This is a genomic window from Rhodococcus globerulus, from assembly GCF_019334125.1.
GTDB classification, from domain to species: Bacteria; Actinomycetota; Actinomycetes; order Mycobacteriales; family Mycobacteriaceae; genus Rhodococcus_F; species Rhodococcus_F globerula.
The window spans coordinates 1,248,271-1,266,748 of sequence record NZ_CP079698.1 but is presented as its reverse complement, the minus strand read 5'-3'; the positions used below and the strand labels follow the sequence as shown (position 1 = coordinate 1,266,748).

Here is an 18,478-nt window from a genome sequence, read left to right as displayed (position 1 = left end):
GTGACCGGCGTGGATGACTTGCTTCTGAACACTGAAATCTCGAATTCGTTGCCCTGGACAGGTACCTGTAGTAACGTCCAGACATGTGTCCAGTCATGGTTACGAATCGACTCGCCGACGCCTCAACGGTAAGCAGGCAGACACCGTCTCCAAGCTCACCGAAGCTGCCGTTGTCGTGCTCCGTGAGCATGAATATTCCGGTTTGACTGTGCGCGCCGTCGCTGCCGAGGCCGGGGTGGGAGCAGCAACCGCCTATACCTACTTCTCGTCGAAGGAGCATCTTGTTGCCGAGGTCTTCTGGCGCCGGTTGCGAGCGTTCCCGAACTCGGACGGCACCGGTTCGGACCCCACCGCCCGAGTGTTGGCCGTACTGCGCAACATTGCGTTGCTGCTGGCCGACGAACCGCAGGTGTCGGCGGCCGTGACCAATGCATTGCTGGGAACCGATCCTGAGGTTGAGCACCTTCGCGACCGGATCGGATTCGAGATTCACAGCAGGCTGGTCGCGGCAATGGATCCGGTAGTTAATCCACATCGGATCGAGGCAATTGAAATGCTGTATGCCGGAGCACTTTTGCGGGCCGGAATGGGATATGGGACTTACGAGTACATTGCCGGACGCCTGGAGGCTTCCGCACGACTGATCTTGGAGCATCCATGACCGAAGCATTGATCGAACCGGTGGTGTTCAATCCGTACGACTACCATTTTCACGAAGACCCGTATCCGACCTACGCGCGATTGCGGAATGAAGCTCCGATCTACCACAACGACGACGTCGGATTCTGGGCGCTGTCACGGTATTCGGACGTTCTGAGTGCATTCAAGGACAACAAGCGACTCTCGAGTGCAAACGGGGTTTCGCTCGACCCGGCAGCATACGGGCCCCATGCGCACTACGTGATGTCCTTTCTTGCCATGGACGATCCGCGGCATATGCGTCTGCGGCAGTTGGTGTCTCGCGGTTTCACACCCCGCCGTGTTGCCGAACTGGACTCGCGGATACTCGAGCTCACCACGGCGCACCTGACTCCGGCACTTGCCACCGGGGAATTCGACTGGATATCCGAAGTGGCCGGCAAATTGCCGATGGACGTGATCTCCGAGTTGATGGGCGTTCCCGAACCGGACCGCGCGGAACTGCGGAGAAAAGCAGATCTGGTGGTGCACCGCGAAGACGGCGTCCTCGACGTACCGCCAGCGGCCGTGGAAGCATCGATCAGCCTCATGAACTACTACAAGGACATGATCGCCGAGCGTCGTCGTTCACCAACCGGCGACTTGACATCAGCGCTGCTCGATGCCGAAATCGACGGAGACAAACTGTCGGATGCCGAGATTCTGGGCTTCATGTTTCTGATGGTCGTTGCCGGAAACGAAACCACCACCAAACTTCTCGGAAACGCCCTGTACTGGGGCTCGCACAATCCCAACGAGATTGCGGAGGTTCTTCGTGATCCGGATCTGTCAGCGGAGTGGGTGGACGAAACGCTGCGCTACGACACGTCGAGTCAGATCGTGGCTCGCACGACCACTGTCGATCTCGAGTACTACGGCACTACCGTTCCGGCGGGGGAGAAGATGCTGCTCCTGATCGGTTCGGCCAATCGAGATCCGGATGTCTTCGACGATGCAGACGCGTTTCGCCTCGGACGTAATTCTGGCAACAAGTTGGCGAGTTTCGGTGCGGGCGTTCACTTTTGCCTCGGTGCTCACCTGGCGCGTCTCGAAGCGAAGATCGCTCTTGCCGAATTTGCCCGCCACGTGCGCGATTACGAGGTGGACGAGGCGGGTATCGAGAGAGTCCATTCGACAAATGTGCGGGGTTTCGCGGCCCTGCCGGTGAAGGTGCAGGTGCGCTGATGCCTCGTTTCGAACCCAATCCGGCCCGGCGGACCGCTTTGATCAGCGGCGCATCGTCGGGTATCGGCACCGCGGCGGCCTATGCCCTGGCGGAACTCGGTCACCCAGTCGTCCTCGGAGCGAGGCGGGAAGCCGAGTGCGAGGCGATTGCCGAAAAGATCCGCAGCAACGGCGGCGAAGCCATGGCACATTTCCTCGACGTCACTGACGGCAGTTCGGTGGATGCGTGTGTCACTGCCGCCGAAAAAGCGATGGGGCCGGTGGAAATCGTCGTATCGGGTGCCGGTGATCTCGAATTCGGTGCCGCCGATCAAATGGAACCCGAACGGTTCTTGCGTCAGGTCGAGGTCCATCTTGTCGGTGCACAACGGCTCGCTCACCGAATCCTGCCCGGTATGAGGGAGCGGCAACGGGGTGATTTTGTGCTGATCGGTTCGGATTGCGCCGACCGGCAACGTCCGCTCATGGGTGCTTACGACGCGTCGAAAGCCGGTCTCGAAGCAATGGGGCGTCAGATGCGAATGGAACTCGAAGGCACGGGCATTCGCGCCTCGATCGTGAGGCCTGGACCGACGTTGACCGGGATGGGAATGGACACGACGCCGGAGATCATCGGCCCCGTCGGCGAATCGTGGGCCAGGTGGGGCTTCGCGCGACACGGCTACATGCTGCGGCCGTCCGATATCGCAAACGCCATCGTTGCCGTCGTGACCGCTCCCCGAGGTGCGCACCTCGTTCTGGTGGAGGTTCAGCCGGAAGCTCCACTCAATCCTCGTCCTACTCACACTTCGCAGGAGACGACATGACTCACGGCGTACAGGAGAATCCGCGCACGCTGCCGCAGCCCCCGCGGGTGTCCGGCGGCGAACTCGAACACGGTCATCTCGAAGAACTGCGTACCGATCCGATCGCATTGATGCGCCGGGTCCGCGACGAGTGCGGCGACGTGGGAGCCTTCCAACTAGCCGATCGCACGGTGATCCTGCTGTCCGGCGCCGAGGCAAACGAATTCTTCTTCCGTTCGACTGACGAGGACCTCGACCAGCAAGCTGCGTACCCGTTCATGAAGCCGATCTTCGGTGAGGGGGTGGTGTTCGACGCCAGTCCTGAGCGGCGCAAGGAAATGCTGCACAACTCGGCACTGCGCGGCGAGCAGATGAAAGGCCATGCTTCGACAATCGGCACGGAAGTCGAAGCGTTGGTGGCAGAGTGGGGCGACGAGGGCGAGATTGATCTGCTCGATTTCTTCGCCGAGTTGACCATCTACACGTCGTCGGCCTGCCTGATCGGAAAGAAATTCCGCGACGAACTCGACGACAGTTTTGCCAAGCTCTATCACGAACTGGAACAGGGCACCGACGCGCTTGCCTTTGTCGATCCGTATGCGCCGATCGAGAGCTTTCGCCGACGCGACGAAGCGAGACTGGCTTTGGTTGCGCTGGTTCAGGAGATCATGAACGGGCGGATTGCGAATCCTCCCCATGGCAAGGACGACCGGGACATGCTCGACATCCTGGTTTCGGTCAAGGACGAGAACGGTGAGCTGCGCTTCAGTGCGGACGAGATCACCGGAATTTTCATTTCGATGATGTTTGCCGGTCACCACACGACATCCGGGACGGCGGCGTGGTCGTTGATCGAATTGCTACGCCATCCCGTCGTCATGGCCGACGTCGTCGAGGAACTCGACAGTTTGTACGCAGACGGTGCCGACATCAGTTTTCATGCCCTGCGCCAGATCCCGATTCTCGAAGCCGTGGTGAAGGAAACACTGCGACTGCATCCGCCGCTGATTATCTTGCTGCGGGTGGCGCGGGGGGACTTCGAGGTGGGTGGTTTCGAGATTCGCGAAGGTGACCTGGTGGCGGCCACCCCGGCAATTTCCAATCGCATTCCCGAAGACTTTCCGAATCCCGACGAATTCGATCCTGGCCGCTACATCGATCCACGTCAGGAAGACATCGTCAATCGATGGACGTGGATTCCGTTCGGAGCGGGCAGGCATCGGTGCGTCGGCGCGGCGTTTGCCCAAATGCAGCTCAAGGCGATCTTTTCGATTCTGCTGCGCGACTACGAATTCGAGATGACCCAACCGTCGGAAAGCTATCGCAACGATCACAGCAAGATGGTCGTGCAATTGGAGCAGCCGTGCTCGGTCAGATATCGGCGGAGAACCGGTACAGGCAGTCGATCCGATACTGGCAGGGGAGCGTGAGTCATGCGTGTCGAAGTCGACCTGGATCTGTGTCAGGGCCACGCCGCATGCGAATTGGAAGCGCCGGACGTTTTTGTGGTTCCGAAAAGGGGCAAGGTCGAAGTGTCCGATCAGCCGCTGCCGGACGAGCAGCGACACGAGGTGGAAATGGCAGTGCGTTACTGCCCGACAGGCGCACTGAAAATTGTCGAGGACTGACCAGGGAGAGGTTCACATGACCGGATTCGACCGCGCCGAGCTCGACGACATGGTGCAACGCTGGATTGACGCGAACAAGAAGGCCGAGGCCGCCGGCGACTGGAAGCCGTTGGCGGACATGTACACCGAGGACGCGACCTACGGCTGGAACTACGGCCCCAAACAGGATTTCATGGCGATCGGTCGGGAAGAGATCCGCACCGTCGCGCTAGGTCTCGAGATGAACGGCCTCGAAGGCTGGGAGTATCCCTATCAGGACTTTGTGATCGACGAGCGCAGTGGCAACGTCATCGGACTGTGGAAACAGATCTCCGACGCCAAACGAGACGACGGCAGTAACTACTCCGTCTACGGCATCGGCGGTAGTTGGTTCCGGTACGGCGGAAATTTCCAATGGTCCTGGCAGCGTGACTTCTTCGACTTCGGAAACGTCTCGGCACTGTTCATGGAGATGATCCAGAACAACGCGCTGTCCAAAGGTATGCAGGCACGCATTCAGCGATCGATCTCCGGCGAACCACTCCCAGGCTGGTATCGCGCGGGTACCTCGCCGGTTCCACTGTGGTGAGTCCGGTGACTGTCGGTGGGTCCTTCGAGACGCTCTCGCGCGGCGACCTTGCTGTGTTGGTGCCAGAACTCCTGCTCTGTGGTCAGCTGATCGACAGATCCGGGATGGCGCACCTGATCGTGGAGTACGGGCGCGAAGGCATGGCGGAGGTTGCGATCGCGGAGTGGGAATCCGCCAGTCCTTGGTACACCCGCCGGATGCAGAAGGCGCTGCGGTACGAGGGTGACGACGTCGTGACCATTTTCAAAGGACTGCAACTCGACATCGGGGCCCCGCCGCAGTTCATGGATTTCCGCTATCGCGTCGACGACCCGCAACACGGTGAGTTCTGGCTCGACCATTGTGGCGCTCTGACCGACGTCGAACCGCTGGGGGACGAGTTTGTCACCACCATGTGTCATGACATCGAAGACCCGACGTTCGACGCGACGGCGATAGCAACCAATGCGCATGCGCAGATCCGTCCGATCCATCGGCCGCCGCGCAAACCTGCTGACAGGCACCCACACTGTGCGTGGACAGTCGTAATCGACCCGTCGCATGTCCCGCCGGTCATGACGGCCCACACCGAGCAGATCGGCCGGACTGCTGCGGTGTCGGTTGAGTTGAGTCCGATCGACGGCAGCGACGACGGGGCGGCCGACTACTCGGGACCGCTGCTCTCGGATCTGCGTTTCTCCGACTTCTCCCAGTCAGCGCTGGTTCGTATCGCGCAGGAAGTGTGCCTGCAACACCACCTACTTGCGCTGGGGTTTCTGCTCGCGGTGCGCGGGCGCAGTAGTGCGGACAAAGCCCGAGAAATTACGCTCAAACAACTCACCGGAATTGCAGGCGTCGCTTCGCAGCGCATCCGCGACGCATTGGGTCTGCCGCCGGATCTGGAAGGCCTGTCGGTGGTGCTGGAGCTACATCCGTTGCTCAATCCGAGGCAATATGTCGAGCGTGAAATTCGCTGGGATGGAGAGAGTCTCGAGATCTTGATTTCGCGGACCGGCCTGGTTGACGCCGACGGTGGCTGGCCCACTCTGATCGACGGTGAGCATCTGGATCCGCTTCAGGCACTGGTACGCGGCGTGAATCCACATTTCACAGCCCGGGTGCTCGACGATTCCGAGGCCGGGCTTTTGATCACGGTCGATACGACGGCGGAGGCTGCGCCGGAATGTGTCGAGGTCGCCATCACCAAAGTGAGCAGCGGCGCAGCATTTGCTTTCGAAGATCGTGGAATTCCGTTGCCTCTCTTCGTGGTTTGAGTGGCTGACCCTGAAAAGGATCGTTCATGGCCTACACGTTTGCAGACCTTTTCGAGCATTCCGTCGATGCGATGCCTGATCGACGAGCGCTGATCGTGTCGGGGGAGGAAGTGACGTACCGCGAACTCGACTCGCGGGCCAACCGTCTGGCACATCATTTCCTGTCGTTGGGTTTCGGGCACGGCACCCATATCGGAATTCAGATGCACAATTCGATCGAGACGATGGTTGCGGTCCTCGCGTCGTTCAAGGTTCGCGCCGTTCCGATCACCGTGAACTATCGGTACACCACCGACGAGTTGGTGTACCTCTACGACAACGCCGATCTCGAGGCACTCGTGTTCCATCGGGGGTACTCCGCTCGCGTCGCCGAGGCCCTGGAATCCACGCCTCGGGTGAAGCACGCTGTGGTGGTGCCGGACGAGCTTGCATCGGGTGCCGAACCGCCCGTGCCAGGCGCGGTCGCGTACGAGAACGCGCTGTCGCCGCAATCTCCGGAACGCACCGGTAGTGACGCGTTCGACGAGCGGAGCGGAGACGACCCGTACATTCTCTACACGGGCGGAACCACCGGACGACCCAAGGGCGTGGTGTGGCGTCAAGAGGACATCTGGCGAGTTCTGGCCGGAGGCTATGATTTCTACACCGGTGAGCCGATTGCCGACGAGTACCAACAATCCCGTGGCGGCGCAGCGGCTGCAGAACCTATGCGATGGTGCATGCTGCCACCGCTCATCCACACGTCGGCCTTGATGCCGACGTTCAACGCACTGTTCTCGGGCAACACCGTGATCTTCGAACCACGGTTCGATGCGGCACACGTCTGGAAAGTTGTTGCCGAATACCGGCCACAGGTCATGGTGATCACCGGTGACGCAATGGGGCGGCCTTTGGTGGAAGCGCACCGCGAACTACAACCAGATGCGTCCAGCTTGGCGGTTCTCGCGTCCGGGGCGGCGCTGTTCTCCGGTTCGGTGAAGGACGCCTTCTTCGAGGTGTTCCCGAATCTGATGATCTCCGACTCGGTGGGCTCTTCCGAAACAGGCTTCGGCGGTATCGGATTCGCAGCCAAAGGGTTGAAGCAGCACGGTGGACCTAGGGTGGGTTCCAACCGGTTCACGGTGGTAGTCGACGATGACAACCGGATTCTGCCACCGGGTTCCGGCGACGAGGGGTGGCTGGCAAAACTCGGCAACGTCCCACTCGGCTACTACAAGGATCCGGTGAAGTCGACGGAAATCTTCCGAACGGTGGACGGCGGACGGGCAGTGGTCACCGGAGACCGCGCCCGGATCGAGGACGACGGTTCCATCACGCTGCTCGGCCGGGGCAACATGGTGGTCAATACCGGCGGCGAGAAAGTATTCGTCGAAGAGGTCGAGGCCGTCGTCAAGGCCCATCCGGATATCTACGACGCCACCGTCATCGGGCTGCCGGACGAACGCTGGGGAAGTCGAGTCTCGGCCGTGGTCCGGGTGCGCGATGGTGTTGTTCCGGATTTCGAGTCGATCGAGAAACACACTCGGAGCCAGCTTGCCGGGTACAAGATTCCGCGTGCGTTCTGGATTGCGTCCGAGGTGGTGCGAGCGCCAAGCGGAAAACCCGACTACCGCTGGGCGAAGGAGTACGCCCTCGGTCAGGAGCCGGTTCACCGCATCGATTAGTCCGCCTCGGCGCGCGCGGCGCCTTGCCTGTAACAGGAGCAACCGAAATGCCCGAGCTGAACCTTCCCGACGGCTTCGATGTCACCGACCCCCAGATGTACGGCAAGCGCGTTCCCCTTGCCGAGTTCGCGGAACTACGCCGCTGCGCTCCGGTGTGGTGGAACGCGCAGGAACCGGGAACCGGCGGTTTCCACGACGGTGGCGCCTGGGTAGTGTCGCGGCACGCCGACGTGCGTGACGTGTCGCTGCGTTCGGAGGAGTTCTCCAACAACGTCAACGGGTGCGTCCCACGCCATGAAGACAACATCACCGCCGAAGAGTTGGAAGTCAGTAAATACGTTCTGATCAACAAGGACGCGCCCGAACATACCCAGTTGCGCAAGTTGGTGGCGCGATTGTTCACACCCAGGTCCGTCGAAGCGATGCGAGCCGGGCTCGAAGAGAGAGCCGAAGAGATTGCGAAAGCCGCGGCGGCGTCGGGTACCGGTGATTTTGTCCAGCAGGTTGCCAGTGAGCTACCGATGCAGGCGATCTCGGACCTCATCGGAGTTCCGCAGGAGGCCCGACGCCAGCTCTACGAATGGTCGAATCAGATGACCGGATACGACGACGAATCCATGGCCGGGGAGTCCAGAATGGCGTCGGCGCAGATACTCGGGTACGCGTATCAGCTTGCCGAGGCTCGTCGCGACGAACCGCTCGACGACATCATTTCGCGATTGGTCCAGGCGAACGTGGACGGTGAGGCTCTCACGCCGGAACAGTTCGGCTTCTTCGTCATCATGTTGGCGGTTGCGGGCAACGAGACAACACGCAATGCAACAACACTCGGGATGATGGCGTTCCTGGCGTACCCGGATCAATGGGAACTGTACAAGCGTGAGCGTCCACGCACGGCGGCCGACGAGATCATTCGCTGGGCGTCGCCGCTGACGTCATTCCAACGTACGGCGTTGGTGGACACTCAGATTGCCGGAACTCCGATCAAGAAGGGGCAGCGTGTTGTGCTCCTGTATGGATCGGCGAACTTCGACGAATCTGCGTTCGAGAACCCGGACGTATTCGACATTTTTCGTGATCCCAATCCGCACTTGGCTTTTGGTGGTACCGGGCCACACTACTGCGTCGGCGCCAACCTGGCCCGGATGGAGATCGACCTGATTTTCAACAAGATCGCCGACCACATGCCGGACATCAGCAAACTTGGTGATCCCAGCCGGTTGGCATCAGGGTGGATCAACGGGATCAAGGAATTCAGGGTCGATTACGGCAACAACGCCTCGTGTCCCGTGGAGCACTGAACCGTGTACACCGGGCGGGTCTCGCTGGCAGCGCCGATGCGTCAACTCGGTCAGTTCTACAAAATGGGTGCCGATGTTGCGGTGGGACTGGTACGCACACGCTTTCAGGTGCAGGAGTTTCTCGAACAGAGTTGGATGATCGCGCGGGTGTCGCTGGTACCGACGGTTCTGGTGGCAGTGCCGTTCACGGTTCTGGTGAGCTTCACTCTCAACATACTGCTGCGCGAGATCGGTGCTGCCGACCTCAGCGGAGCCGGGGCGGCACTCGGCGCCGTCACCCAGGTCGGGCCAGTGGTCACTGTCCTCATCGTGGCGGGCGCCGGCGCCACCGCCATTGCCGCAGATCTCGGTTCGCGGACCATTCGCGAGGAGATCGACGCGATGGAAGTGCTCGGGATCGATCCGATCAATCGGCTGGTGATTCCCCGGGTTGTCGCGTCGACGGTGGTTGCGTTGCTGCTCAACGGACTTGTGTGCGTCATCGGCATCACCGGCGGCTACATCTTCTCGGTGTTCCTCCAAGGCGTGAATCCCGGTGCGTTTGTCGACGGCATCACGTTGCTCACCGGATTACCCGAAGTTGCCTTGTCGATGGTGAAGGCCGCACTGTTCGGCATGCTCGCCGGACTGGTTGCGTGTTACCGGGGACTGTCCGTCCGTGGCGGTCCGAAAGGTGTTGGCGAGGCTGTCAACGAGACAGTGGTCTACGCGTTCATGGCGCTCTTCGTGGTCAATACCATCGTGACCGCGGTGGGCATCAGGCTGACGGCGGGGTGAGCGGCGTGGCACTGGCGGAACTCGGAAAATTCGGGGCGACCCGAGCGCGGATGGCACGTGTGTCGCGGTCCGTCGACGATGTCGGACGGCAAGCGGTTTTCTTCGTCAGAGCTATTGCCTTCATTCCCTGGGCGCTGCGCAAACACCCGAAAGAAGTCTTGCGTCTGGTCGCCGAGATCAGCATGGGAACAGGTGCGTTGGCATTGATCGGCGGCACCGTCGCCGTTGTCGGGTTCCTGACGCTGGCATCAGGCGGAACCATCGCGATTCAAGGTTTCAGTTCGCTCGGAAACATCGGTGTCGAGGCACTCACCGGGTTCTTCTCCGCGTTCATCAACGTGCGCATCGCCGCGCCGGTCATCGCGGGAATCGGGCTGTCCGCAACCATCGGCGCCGGCTCGACGGCGCAGATCGGTGCGATGCGCATCAGTGAAGAAATCGACGCACTCGAAGCGATGGCGATCAGTTCTGTTCCGTACGTGGTGAGTACGCGCATCGTGGCCGGGATGCTCGCCATTCTGCCGCTGTACTCGTTGGCGCTCGTCGGATCGTTCCTCGCGGGACGTTTCACCACGGTGGTGCTGTTCGGTCAATCGTCCGGGCTCTACGACCACTACTTCACCACCTTTCTCGATCCGGTCGACGTCGCCTGGTCCTTCGTGCAGGTACTGGTGATGGCGTTGCTGGTCATGCTGATTCACACGTACTACGGCTACAGCGCTGTAGGCGGACCCTCGGGGGTGGGCACAGCTGTCGGGCGCGGCGTCCGTCTGTCACTGATTTGTGTTGTGGCGGTGACCCTTCTGGTCTCGCTGGCGCTGTACGGCGGTTCCGGCAACTTCAACTTGTCCGGATAGGGAGAGCGAGTGGAGAGATACGGATACAAGCTTGCGGCAGTAGGCTTGACGTGCGCGATTGTTGCCGTCGTGGCGCTGGCGGTCGCGTCGTTCAATCAGTCGTTCACCACCCGCGTTCCGATAACAATTGTTGCCGAGCGGGCCGGCCTTGTGATGGATCCGGGTGCGCGAGTGAAGATGGCCGGTGTCACCGTCGGGTCCGTCGAGTCGATCGCGCCGGCCGACGATTCCACCGCGACGTTGTCCATCCTTCTCGATCCCGATGCACTCGAGTCGATTCCCGCCAACGTCGATGTCGCGATCACCTCGAACACCGCCTTCGGCGCAAAGTTCGTCAGTATGTCGGCGCCTGCGGATCCGAGCGGCGAGCGATTGACCGCTGGCGCCACCATCGACGCGAATCACGTGACCGTCGAAATCGATACCGTGTTCGAGAAGTTGACGGCCGTCCTGCGGACAGTTGATCCCGGAAAACTCGATCAGACGCTTGGGGCGATTTCCACCGCGTTGCAAGGTCGCGGGGAGAGGTTAGGCGTCGCACTCGGGAAGGCCGACGCGTCGCTGGCCGAATTCAACAGTGCCGGTGCCGCTTTCGACGAGGTTCTCACAGACCTTCCGGTAGTGTCCGGGACATATCGGGCGGCTGTGCTGGATCTGATGGACACCCTCGGCTCGCTCACTGTCACCGGCACCACCGTCCTCGACGAGCAAGAGAATCTGGATCTGCTGCTACTGAACGTCATCGGGTTGGCGCGCACCGGAGAAGATGTCCTCGGGGCAAATACCGACGGTGTCGACACCGTCCTGTCGCTCATGCGCCCAACCACCGAACTTCTTGAAGAGTACTCGCCGGTGATTCCATGCATGTTCCATGGCCTCGAGGAGAGCAAGGCAATCGGCGACGGCGCGTACAACGGGCAGCCGGGAATCAAGATGTCGATCGGATTGATCGCAGGCACCGAGCCGTATCGCTATCCTGACGATCTCCCGAAGGTCGCGGCAACCGGCGGACCGCAGTGCATGGGCCTTCCGTTGCGCGATCCGAATGTCAACGCGCCCTACCTGGTGACGGACACGGGTGTGAATCCTTTCGAACCGGAACGTCAGTGGAATGGCGGCCAGCCGATAAACGACATGCCGAACCTGCTCAGTTACCTGTTCGGAACGGCGATTCGATGATGCGGCGCGGCTACGGCATCAAATTCGGCATCTTCGTGGCGGTGATGTTGCTGGTCAATGCTGGGCTCGTGCTGGTCTTCGGGCAGATGCGAGGAGGCGACGAGCACAGTTACGCAGCCCAATTCGTCAATGTGTCCGGGCTGAAATCCGGCGACAAGGTACGGATCGCCGGGGTGCCTGTTGGAACGGTGAGCGCCGTCGAATTCGGTGACGACCACCTTGCTCACGTGAAATTCAGCGTTGATTCAGTGGAGACTCTGACGGAGCAGACCCGGGCGGCGGTGCGCTATCAGGACCTCGTGGGCAACCGCTATCTCGAATTGCTCGACAGTCCCGGCGCCGCGCAACCTATGGCCGCAGGTGCAATCATCCCCACCACCAGGACTGCGCCGGCGCTGGACCTCGACGCGCTGCTCGGTGGCTTCAAACCGTTGTTCCAGGCGCTCGACCCGACCCAGGTCAACGCGCTGTCCCTGTCGCTGCTCGAGGTATTTCAAGGGCAGTCGGGGACAGTGGCGTCGGTGCTCGCACATACCGGATCGATCACCAACACACTTGCCGACCGTGATGTGCTCATCGGCCGGGTCATCAACAATCTTGACGGCGTATTGAGTGAATTACGTGGGCGAGGCGGACAGTTCACCGACACACTCGACCATCTGCAACAACTGGTCAGCGGACTCGCGTCGGACAAGGAACTGATCGGGGCTTCGGTGACGAGCATCGATACCGCTGCACAAACTTTCGCAGATCTCCTGGCCGGGGTCAGGCCCGACATCAGTGGCACACTGTCGCAACTCGACCAGAGCTTGGACCCTTTGGTCGAGCAACAAGGCGAGCTCGATCGAATCCTCGCGTCGATGCCGTCGAACTATCGGCAACTGATCCGAGTTGGTGCCTACGGGTCCTTCTTCAACTTCTATCTCTGCGGTATCGCGCTCAAAGTCGACGGGGCTGACGGCAAACCGATGACGGTCGACCTGATCGACCAGACGACCGGAAGGTGCGCACCACGATGAGAGAGATGGCGCAGAAGCAGGCCGTGCGAGTAGGCGTTGTGGGGATGGTGATGACCGCGTCGGTGGTGCTGGCGTCTCTGCAGTATCAGGATCTGCAGTTCGTGAAAAACGGGGTGAGCTACAGCGCAGTGTTCAACGACGCGAGTGGTGTGGCTGCCGGTGACGAGGTAAACGCGGCCGGGGTGAAGATCGGTACCGTCGATGGCATCGCTGTCGAAAAAGGCCGTGCTCGAGTTGATTTCACGCTCGACGGTTCCGTCACTCTCGGTGAGAGTACGTCGGCGGCGATCACCACTATGTCCCTGCTCGGTAAACGTGCGCTATCGCTCGACCTGGATGGAAGTGGACGGATTCCCGTCGGCGGACAGATCCCACTCGAACGCACCCGATCGGCGTATTCGTTGCCCGACGTACTCGGCGACCTCACTACCACGGTCGAGGACATCAACCTCGACCAGTTGTCGGCGTCGTTGGAGGAGGTTGGTGCAGTGATGACGGACAGCGCGCCTTCCTTGCGGCCCGCCCTCGACGGGGTAGCCCGCCTGTCGGACAGCATCAACCGCCGCGACGAGACACTGAAGCTTCTGCTCGCAGATGCGAATCACGTGGCCGGTCTCCTCGCGGACCGGGGACCGCAGGTCAACGCGCTTCTTGTCGACGGCAATGCTCTCCTTGGTGAACTGGTCCGCAGGCAGGATGCGTTGGGCAACGTCATCACCGACATCTCGGCTGTCTCCACTCAACTCAGTGGGTTGGTACACGACAACGAAGCACAACTGGGCCCGGTGCTGAACAAGCTCGACACGGTGCTCGGGATACTCCAGAAGAACAAGGACAACCTGGCCCAGGGCATCGACGGACTCGGAACGTACGTGGGGACGCTCGGCGATACCGTCGCGAGCGGACCGTTCTACTACTCGTACATTCAGAACCTTCTTCCCGCCCAGTACACCCAACCGTTGATCAACGCGATTGTCGGGCTTCCGCCTGCGCCGCTACCGATACCGGAGGTTCGCTGATGGTCGCGAAACGTATTGTCGCCGCGGTCGGGGTACTCGCGGTGGCGGTGGCGGGATATTTTGTCGTACAACACTTTCGGTACTACTCGGTGACGGCCTATTTTGCGTCGACGACGGGACTCTACGTCGGCGACGACGTCCGTGTTGTGGGCGTCGACGTCGGCAAGGTCACCTCGATAAGTCCGCAGGGGGACAAGATGCGGGTCGAACTCGAACTCGCCCGATCCGTCCCTGTCGCAGCGGACGCACACGCGGTGATCGTTGCTCAGTCATTGGTCTCGGCCAGGTTCGTCCAGCTGACGCCGGCATTGACGGAGGACGGGGGAGACGCGTTGGCCGAGGGAGCGGAGATCGGAATCGAGCGAACCGCGGTGCCCGTGGAATGGGACCAGATCAAGGAGCAATTGGGCCGGGCGGCAGATGCATTGGGGCCGTCCGAGGGCACCCGCGGGTCAGCGGCCGAATTCCTCGATGCCGCAGGCACGGCTTTGAGTGGGAACGGTGAGGCGTTAGGACGTTCGATCACGGAACTGTCTTCGGCCATGAGCACTCTGAACGAGGGAGGTGGCGATCTTTTCGGAACGATCCGGGGACTGCAGACTTTCACCACGGCGTTGGCGGCAAGCAACGAACAGATAGTGAGCTTTCAGGGACGTCTGGCAACAGTGACAGGCCTGTTGGCAGACAGCCGGACACAATTGGCACCAGCTCTGGTTGATCTGGATGCGGCGATCGGTGATGTCCACCGATTTGTCGAACAGAATCGCAGCGGGCTCACCGAACAGGTGAACACATTGGCCGATGTCTCCCAGGTGCTGGTGGACAAACGCGATGGGATCGAAAAGCTTCTGCATCTGGCGCCGACGGCCTTGTCCAATTACTACAACGTGTACCGCCCGGCCCAAGGCGCGATGGTCGGGGTGCCTGCCTTCCAGAACATCGGCAATCCCATCGACTTCATCTGCGGCGGTATCGCGGGACTGGCAAACGAAACCTCTGCGAAGGGTGCGGAATTGTGTGCCGAGTACCTCGGACCGTACCTGAACACCATCAGAGCGAACTATCCGGATCTGAACATCAATCCGACCCGTGCGCTTGGTGCGGCGCCGGATCAGTTGGTGTACAGCGAACCGGATCTGAAGCCGGCTCCCTCCCTGCCGAGCGTGAGTGTTCCCGCAGGGCTGGGTCAGTTGCTGATGCCGGAGGTGGGGACACGATGATCCGGAGAATCTGTTGCGTCGGTGTTGTTGTGCTCGTGTCCGGCTGCGGGTGGAACGGCCTGAATTCGGTGCCGTTGCCCGGTGCTGCGGGGCGCGGCGCCGACAGTTTTTCCGTGGTCATCGAGATGCCGGACGTCACGTCGATCAGTCCCAACTCCCCGGTAATGGTGAACGATGTGACCGTCGGCACTATCAGTGCCATCGCCTCCGACAATTGGCACGCGAAAGTGACAGTGTCCCTGGATGGTTCGGTGGTGTTGCCGGCTAATTCCACCGCGAAAATCGGACAGACCAGCCTGCTGGGTTCCAAGCATGTTGCCCTGGCACCGCCGGTCGGTGTCGAACCGGAAGGGACGCTCGCCGAGGGCTCGCTCATTCCTCTGGCGTCGGCGGGCGTGTACCCGACTACGGAGGAAACTCTGACAGCGCTGTCCATAGTGCTCAACGGCGGCGGACTCGCGCAAATTCACACCATCACCACCGAACTGAACAATGCACTCGGCGGACGCACCGTATCAGCACGTGACTTACTCGCGCAGATGGACACGTTGACCGAGACCCTGGACCGGCAACGCATCGCCATGGTGACCACGATGGAGAACCTGGATGTGTTTGCGGGGGAAATCAACGCCCAACGCGACGTACTGGGGAAGGCGCTCGACGTGCTGGCTCCAGCCTTGGCGGAACTGGAAGATCAGCGCATTACCCTGACCACCGCACTCGATTCGGTGGGCCGATTCGGAGACGTCGGCACCGACCTGGTCAACCGCACGCGAGATGATCTGAGCGCAAATCTTGCGGCACTCGAGCCGACATTGCAGCAGGTTGTCGCGGCAGGTCCGGATCTGATCAACAATCTCGGAAACCTGAGCACCTTCCCGTTCCCCCAGACCACCATCGATGACGGGATGCGCGGCGACTACACCAATCTGTGGGCGCTGATCGACCTGACCACCAACCGATTACAGTCCGGACTCGGTTTCGGCACCCCGTTCGGTGCTCCGCAAATAGGCGGCGGGCCGGTCGACCCGATGACCGCGCCGCTGAATGCAACGGGCAATGCAGGGGAGGGAGGACGATGATCCTCACCAAGCTTGTTCGCCGGCAGTTGGTGATCTTTGCGATCCTTGCCGTGCTCGGTATGACGGTGGCCGCGATCGCGTACCTCCGTGTTCCCACGATGCTGGGTATCGGGCGATACACAGTGACGCTGGAACTGCCCAACGCCGGTGGCCTGTACCGCAATGCGAATGTGACGTACCGAGGCGACACCATCGGTCAAGTCCGATCGGTGCAGCTCCACCCCGACGTCGTGAAAGCCGAATTGTCCTTGCAGAGTTCAGTTCCCGTACCCAGTACCGAGCTGGTGGCGGCTGTGCGCAGCGTATCGGCGATAGGCGAGCAGTACGTCGATCTGCAGCCGACCACCTCTGACGGCCCGTTTCTGGCCGACGGCGACGTGATCGACACCGAGTCTGTGGTGATATCTCAGGAGATCGGACCCGTTCTCGATCAAGCGCAGGCGTTGCTCGCCTCCGTCCCACAGGACAAACTGCGCGCGGTGATCGACGAGTCTGCAGCTGCGTTTGCCGGTGGCGGCGAAGATCTTGCGAGACTGCTGGATTCGACCGCGTCCTTTGTAGATCAGTTGTCCGACGCCACTACTCCCGCGACAACTCTTGTGCAACAACTCGCCCCGCTCCTCGAGACCCAAGTTGTCACGGGGGATCAAATCCGATTGTGGGCGTCGAGCGTCGCCCGGCTGAGCGGGCAATTGGAAATCGCGGACGGCACTATTCGCAACATCATCGACACCGGGCCAGGGTTCGCCACCGAGGCGGAGCTCTTGTTCCAGGATCTGCGTCCGACCCTGCCGATTCTCCTGGCCAACCTGACCAGTGCCGGGCAAGTTGCGCTCACCTACAACGCGTCACTCGAACAGGTACTGGTCATACTGCCGCCGCTTGTTGCGGCTCAGGAGACCGTTGTACAACGCGGCCAGGCGGACGGAGCCGCCAACGTCAATTTCCATCTGCAGGCTCAAGACCCGGCGGCCTGCTCCACCGGATACCTACCGGCGGATCAGCGCCGCGACCCCACGGTGACCAGTGTTCCGGACACTCCGCCCGATCTGTTCTGCAAGGTGCCGGCGGATTCGGTTTTTGCCGTGCGCGGTTCGCGGAACATTCCGTGTATGGAAGTTCCGGGCAAGCGGGCGCCGGACCCGGTGACGTGCCGGAGCCCGGAACCGTACGTGCCGTCGGGAACCAACGCTCCCGACGAGTTGTACACCGGGCCGGACGGGATTGCATACGGGCACACCGATATCGGTAAGGGGGATTCGTGGCAGCAGTTGTTGACGACACCGAATCCCTGACAACCGAGGATGTTTCGCGGCATGTAACCACGCGCGGACGCGTGCTTGTCGCGGTGGTGATTGCAGGTTTGGCAGCAGTGGTGGTGACCGGCGCTATGTCGATGCGGGGCGACAATGCCCGGGACGCTCATCGGCAGGAACTGGTGGACGGGGCGTCGGCGGGAGCGCTGGCATTGGTCGACATTCACGTCGATACCGTGGACGAGGATGTGGCCCAACTGCGAGCGCTCAGCACGGGCGAGTTCGCAGAGGAGTTGGTTGGCGATCAGTCGGGGTTCGTCAACGCGATACGTTCCGCATCTGTCAACTCCGACGCAAGGATCGATGCTGCTGCACTGTCGTCGGAGACGGCGACGTCGGGATTAGTACTGATTGCGGCGTCTGCGGAGGTCGCCAATTCTGCGGGCGACACGACGTCGCGGACATATCGACTGCGCATCGGTGTCGAGGACGTCGACGGGAAAATTCTGATGTCGAGTGTGGAGTTCGTGCCGTGAGGCGGGCGATCTCTGTCGTGCTGGTTGCGGTTCTCGCAATTGCCGCGTGCGCCCTGCTGTGGATTCGCCGCGACGGCGATGCACTCGAGTCGGCGAGAGCGGATGCGATTGCAACGGCACCTGCATTGGTGGAGGACTTGCTTACGTACACCAGTGAAATGGTGGACAGCGACCTCGCGGCCGGGGCTGGCGCAGCCACCGGAACGTTCAAGGACGAATTCGTCGCGTTTGCTGCGACAACTGTTGCGCCCCAATCGAAAGCGCAAGGAATCAGTACCAGCGCCCGGGTTGTGGATGTCGGGTTGCTCGGTGCCATGTTCGATCGCGTCGAATTGCTGATGTTCGTCGATCAGATCACCACCAGTTTTGCGCAGCCTGCTCCGGCGTCGAGTTCGAGTCGCGTGAAGGTCACCGTCGAACGCGTCGATGACCGGTGGTTGGTGAGTGAGCTGACACCGATCTGAGTTCTGC

The 18,478-nt window shown here is 61.2% G+C and carries 19 protein-coding genes; all 19 read left to right on the top strand.

Annotation, left to right across the window (positions count from 1 at the left end; translation table 11 throughout):
* The first annotated feature begins 85 nt into the window (after positions 1 to 85).
* Genes KYT97_RS05665 through KYT97_RS05575 form a run of 19 tightly spaced genes read left to right on the top strand, consistent with a single transcriptional unit; the run spans position 86 to position 18,471 of the window.
* The gene (locus KYT97_RS05665; protein ID WP_141484394.1) at positions 86 to 661 is read left to right on the top strand and encodes a TetR/AcrR family transcriptional regulator; all 576 of its coding nucleotides are present in this window, start codon (positions 86 to 88) and stop codon (positions 659 to 661) included.
* The gene (locus KYT97_RS05660) at positions 658 to 1,863 is read left to right on the top strand and encodes a cytochrome P450 (RefSeq protein WP_219111895.1); all 1,206 of its coding nucleotides are present in this window, start codon (positions 658 to 660) and stop codon (positions 1,861 to 1,863) included. Before KYT97_RS05665 ends, KYT97_RS05660 begins: the two co-directional genes overlap by 4 nt.
* Positions 1,863 to 2,669 (top strand): SDR family oxidoreductase, encoded by an 807-nt coding sequence (locus tag KYT97_RS05655; protein ID WP_095886438.1) that lies wholly within the window; start codon positions 1,863 to 1,865, stop codon positions 2,667 to 2,669. Before KYT97_RS05660 ends, KYT97_RS05655 begins: the two co-directional genes overlap by 1 nt.
* A complete protein-coding gene (locus KYT97_RS05650; protein ID WP_095886437.1) occupies positions 2,666 to 4,078 on the top strand; it encodes a cytochrome P450 in 1,413 nt (470 codons plus the stop codon). The genes KYT97_RS05655 and KYT97_RS05650 overlap by 4 nt, the downstream gene beginning before the upstream one ends.
* Positions 4,079 to 4,081: 3 nt before the next feature.
* Entirely contained in the window at positions 4,082 to 4,276 is a 195-nt protein-coding gene (locus KYT97_RS05645) for a ferredoxin (protein WP_045070099.1), read from the top strand.
* Positions 4,277 to 4,292: 16 nt separating this feature from the next.
* Positions 4,293 to 4,844, top strand: a complete 552-nt coding sequence (locus tag KYT97_RS05640; protein ID WP_045070097.1) for a Cif family virulence factor — start codon at positions 4,293 to 4,295, stop codon at positions 4,842 to 4,844.
* Between the two features lie 5 nt (positions 4,845 to 4,849).
* On the top strand, positions 4,850 to 6,097 hold the full coding sequence (locus KYT97_RS05635; RefSeq protein WP_425332400.1) for a hypothetical protein: 1,248 nt from the start codon (positions 4,850 to 4,852) through the stop codon (positions 6,095 to 6,097).
* Positions 6,098 to 6,123: 26 nt separating this feature from the next.
* Entirely contained in the window at positions 6,124 to 7,761 is a 1,638-nt protein-coding gene (locus KYT97_RS05630) for an acyl-CoA synthetase (protein WP_219111893.1), read from the top strand.
* 47 nt (positions 7,762 to 7,808) lie between these two features.
* The gene (locus KYT97_RS05625; protein ID WP_219111892.1) at positions 7,809 to 9,062 is read left to right on the top strand and encodes a cytochrome P450; all 1,254 of its coding nucleotides are present in this window, start codon (positions 7,809 to 7,811) and stop codon (positions 9,060 to 9,062) included.
* 36 nt (positions 9,063 to 9,098) lie between these two features.
* Entirely contained in the window at positions 9,099 to 9,839 is a 741-nt protein-coding gene (locus KYT97_RS05620) for an MlaE family ABC transporter permease (RefSeq protein ID WP_045071049.1), read from the top strand.
* Positions 9,840 to 9,844: 5 nt separating this feature from the next.
* Entirely contained in the window at positions 9,845 to 10,696 is an 852-nt protein-coding gene (locus KYT97_RS05615; protein ID WP_045071047.1) for an MlaE family ABC transporter permease, read from the top strand.
* A gap of 9 nt (positions 10,697 to 10,705) precedes the next feature.
* Positions 10,706 to 11,875, top strand: coding sequence for an MCE family protein (locus KYT97_RS05610; protein ID WP_219111891.1), 1,170 nt, complete (start codon positions 10,706 to 10,708; stop codon positions 11,873 to 11,875).
* The gene (locus KYT97_RS05605) at positions 11,872 to 12,894 is read left to right on the top strand and encodes an MCE family protein (RefSeq protein ID WP_219111890.1); all 1,023 of its coding nucleotides are present in this window, start codon (positions 11,872 to 11,874) and stop codon (positions 12,892 to 12,894) included. Before KYT97_RS05610 ends, KYT97_RS05605 begins: the two co-directional genes overlap by 4 nt.
* Entirely contained in the window at positions 12,891 to 13,913 is a 1,023-nt protein-coding gene (locus KYT97_RS05600) for an MCE family protein (protein ID WP_245006026.1), read from the top strand. The genes KYT97_RS05605 and KYT97_RS05600 overlap by 4 nt, the downstream gene beginning before the upstream one ends.
* Positions 13,913 to 15,133 (top strand): MCE family protein, encoded by a 1,221-nt coding sequence (locus KYT97_RS05595; protein WP_219111889.1) that lies wholly within the window; start codon positions 13,913 to 13,915, stop codon positions 15,131 to 15,133. The genes KYT97_RS05600 and KYT97_RS05595 overlap by 1 nt, the downstream gene beginning before the upstream one ends.
* On the top strand, positions 15,130 to 16,215 hold the full coding sequence (locus tag KYT97_RS05590) for an MCE family protein (RefSeq protein ID WP_219111888.1): 1,086 nt from the start codon (positions 15,130 to 15,132) through the stop codon (positions 16,213 to 16,215). The genes KYT97_RS05595 and KYT97_RS05590 overlap by 4 nt, the downstream gene beginning before the upstream one ends.
* Positions 16,212 to 17,510, top strand: a complete 1,299-nt coding sequence (locus KYT97_RS05585) for an MCE family protein (RefSeq protein ID WP_219111887.1) — start codon at positions 16,212 to 16,214, stop codon at positions 17,508 to 17,510. Before KYT97_RS05590 ends, KYT97_RS05585 begins: the two co-directional genes overlap by 4 nt.
* Positions 17,477 to 18,007 carry a hypothetical protein gene (locus KYT97_RS05580; RefSeq protein WP_233363913.1) on the top strand — a complete coding sequence of 177 codons (531 nt, stop codon included), beginning with the start codon at positions 17,477 to 17,479 and terminating at the stop codon, positions 18,005 to 18,007. The genes KYT97_RS05585 and KYT97_RS05580 overlap by 34 nt, the downstream gene beginning before the upstream one ends.
* Positions 18,004 to 18,471 (top strand): hypothetical protein, encoded by a 468-nt coding sequence (locus KYT97_RS05575; protein WP_219111886.1) that lies wholly within the window; start codon positions 18,004 to 18,006, stop codon positions 18,469 to 18,471. The genes KYT97_RS05580 and KYT97_RS05575 overlap by 4 nt, the downstream gene beginning before the upstream one ends.
* The last annotated feature ends 7 nt before the right edge of the window (positions 18,472 to 18,478 follow it).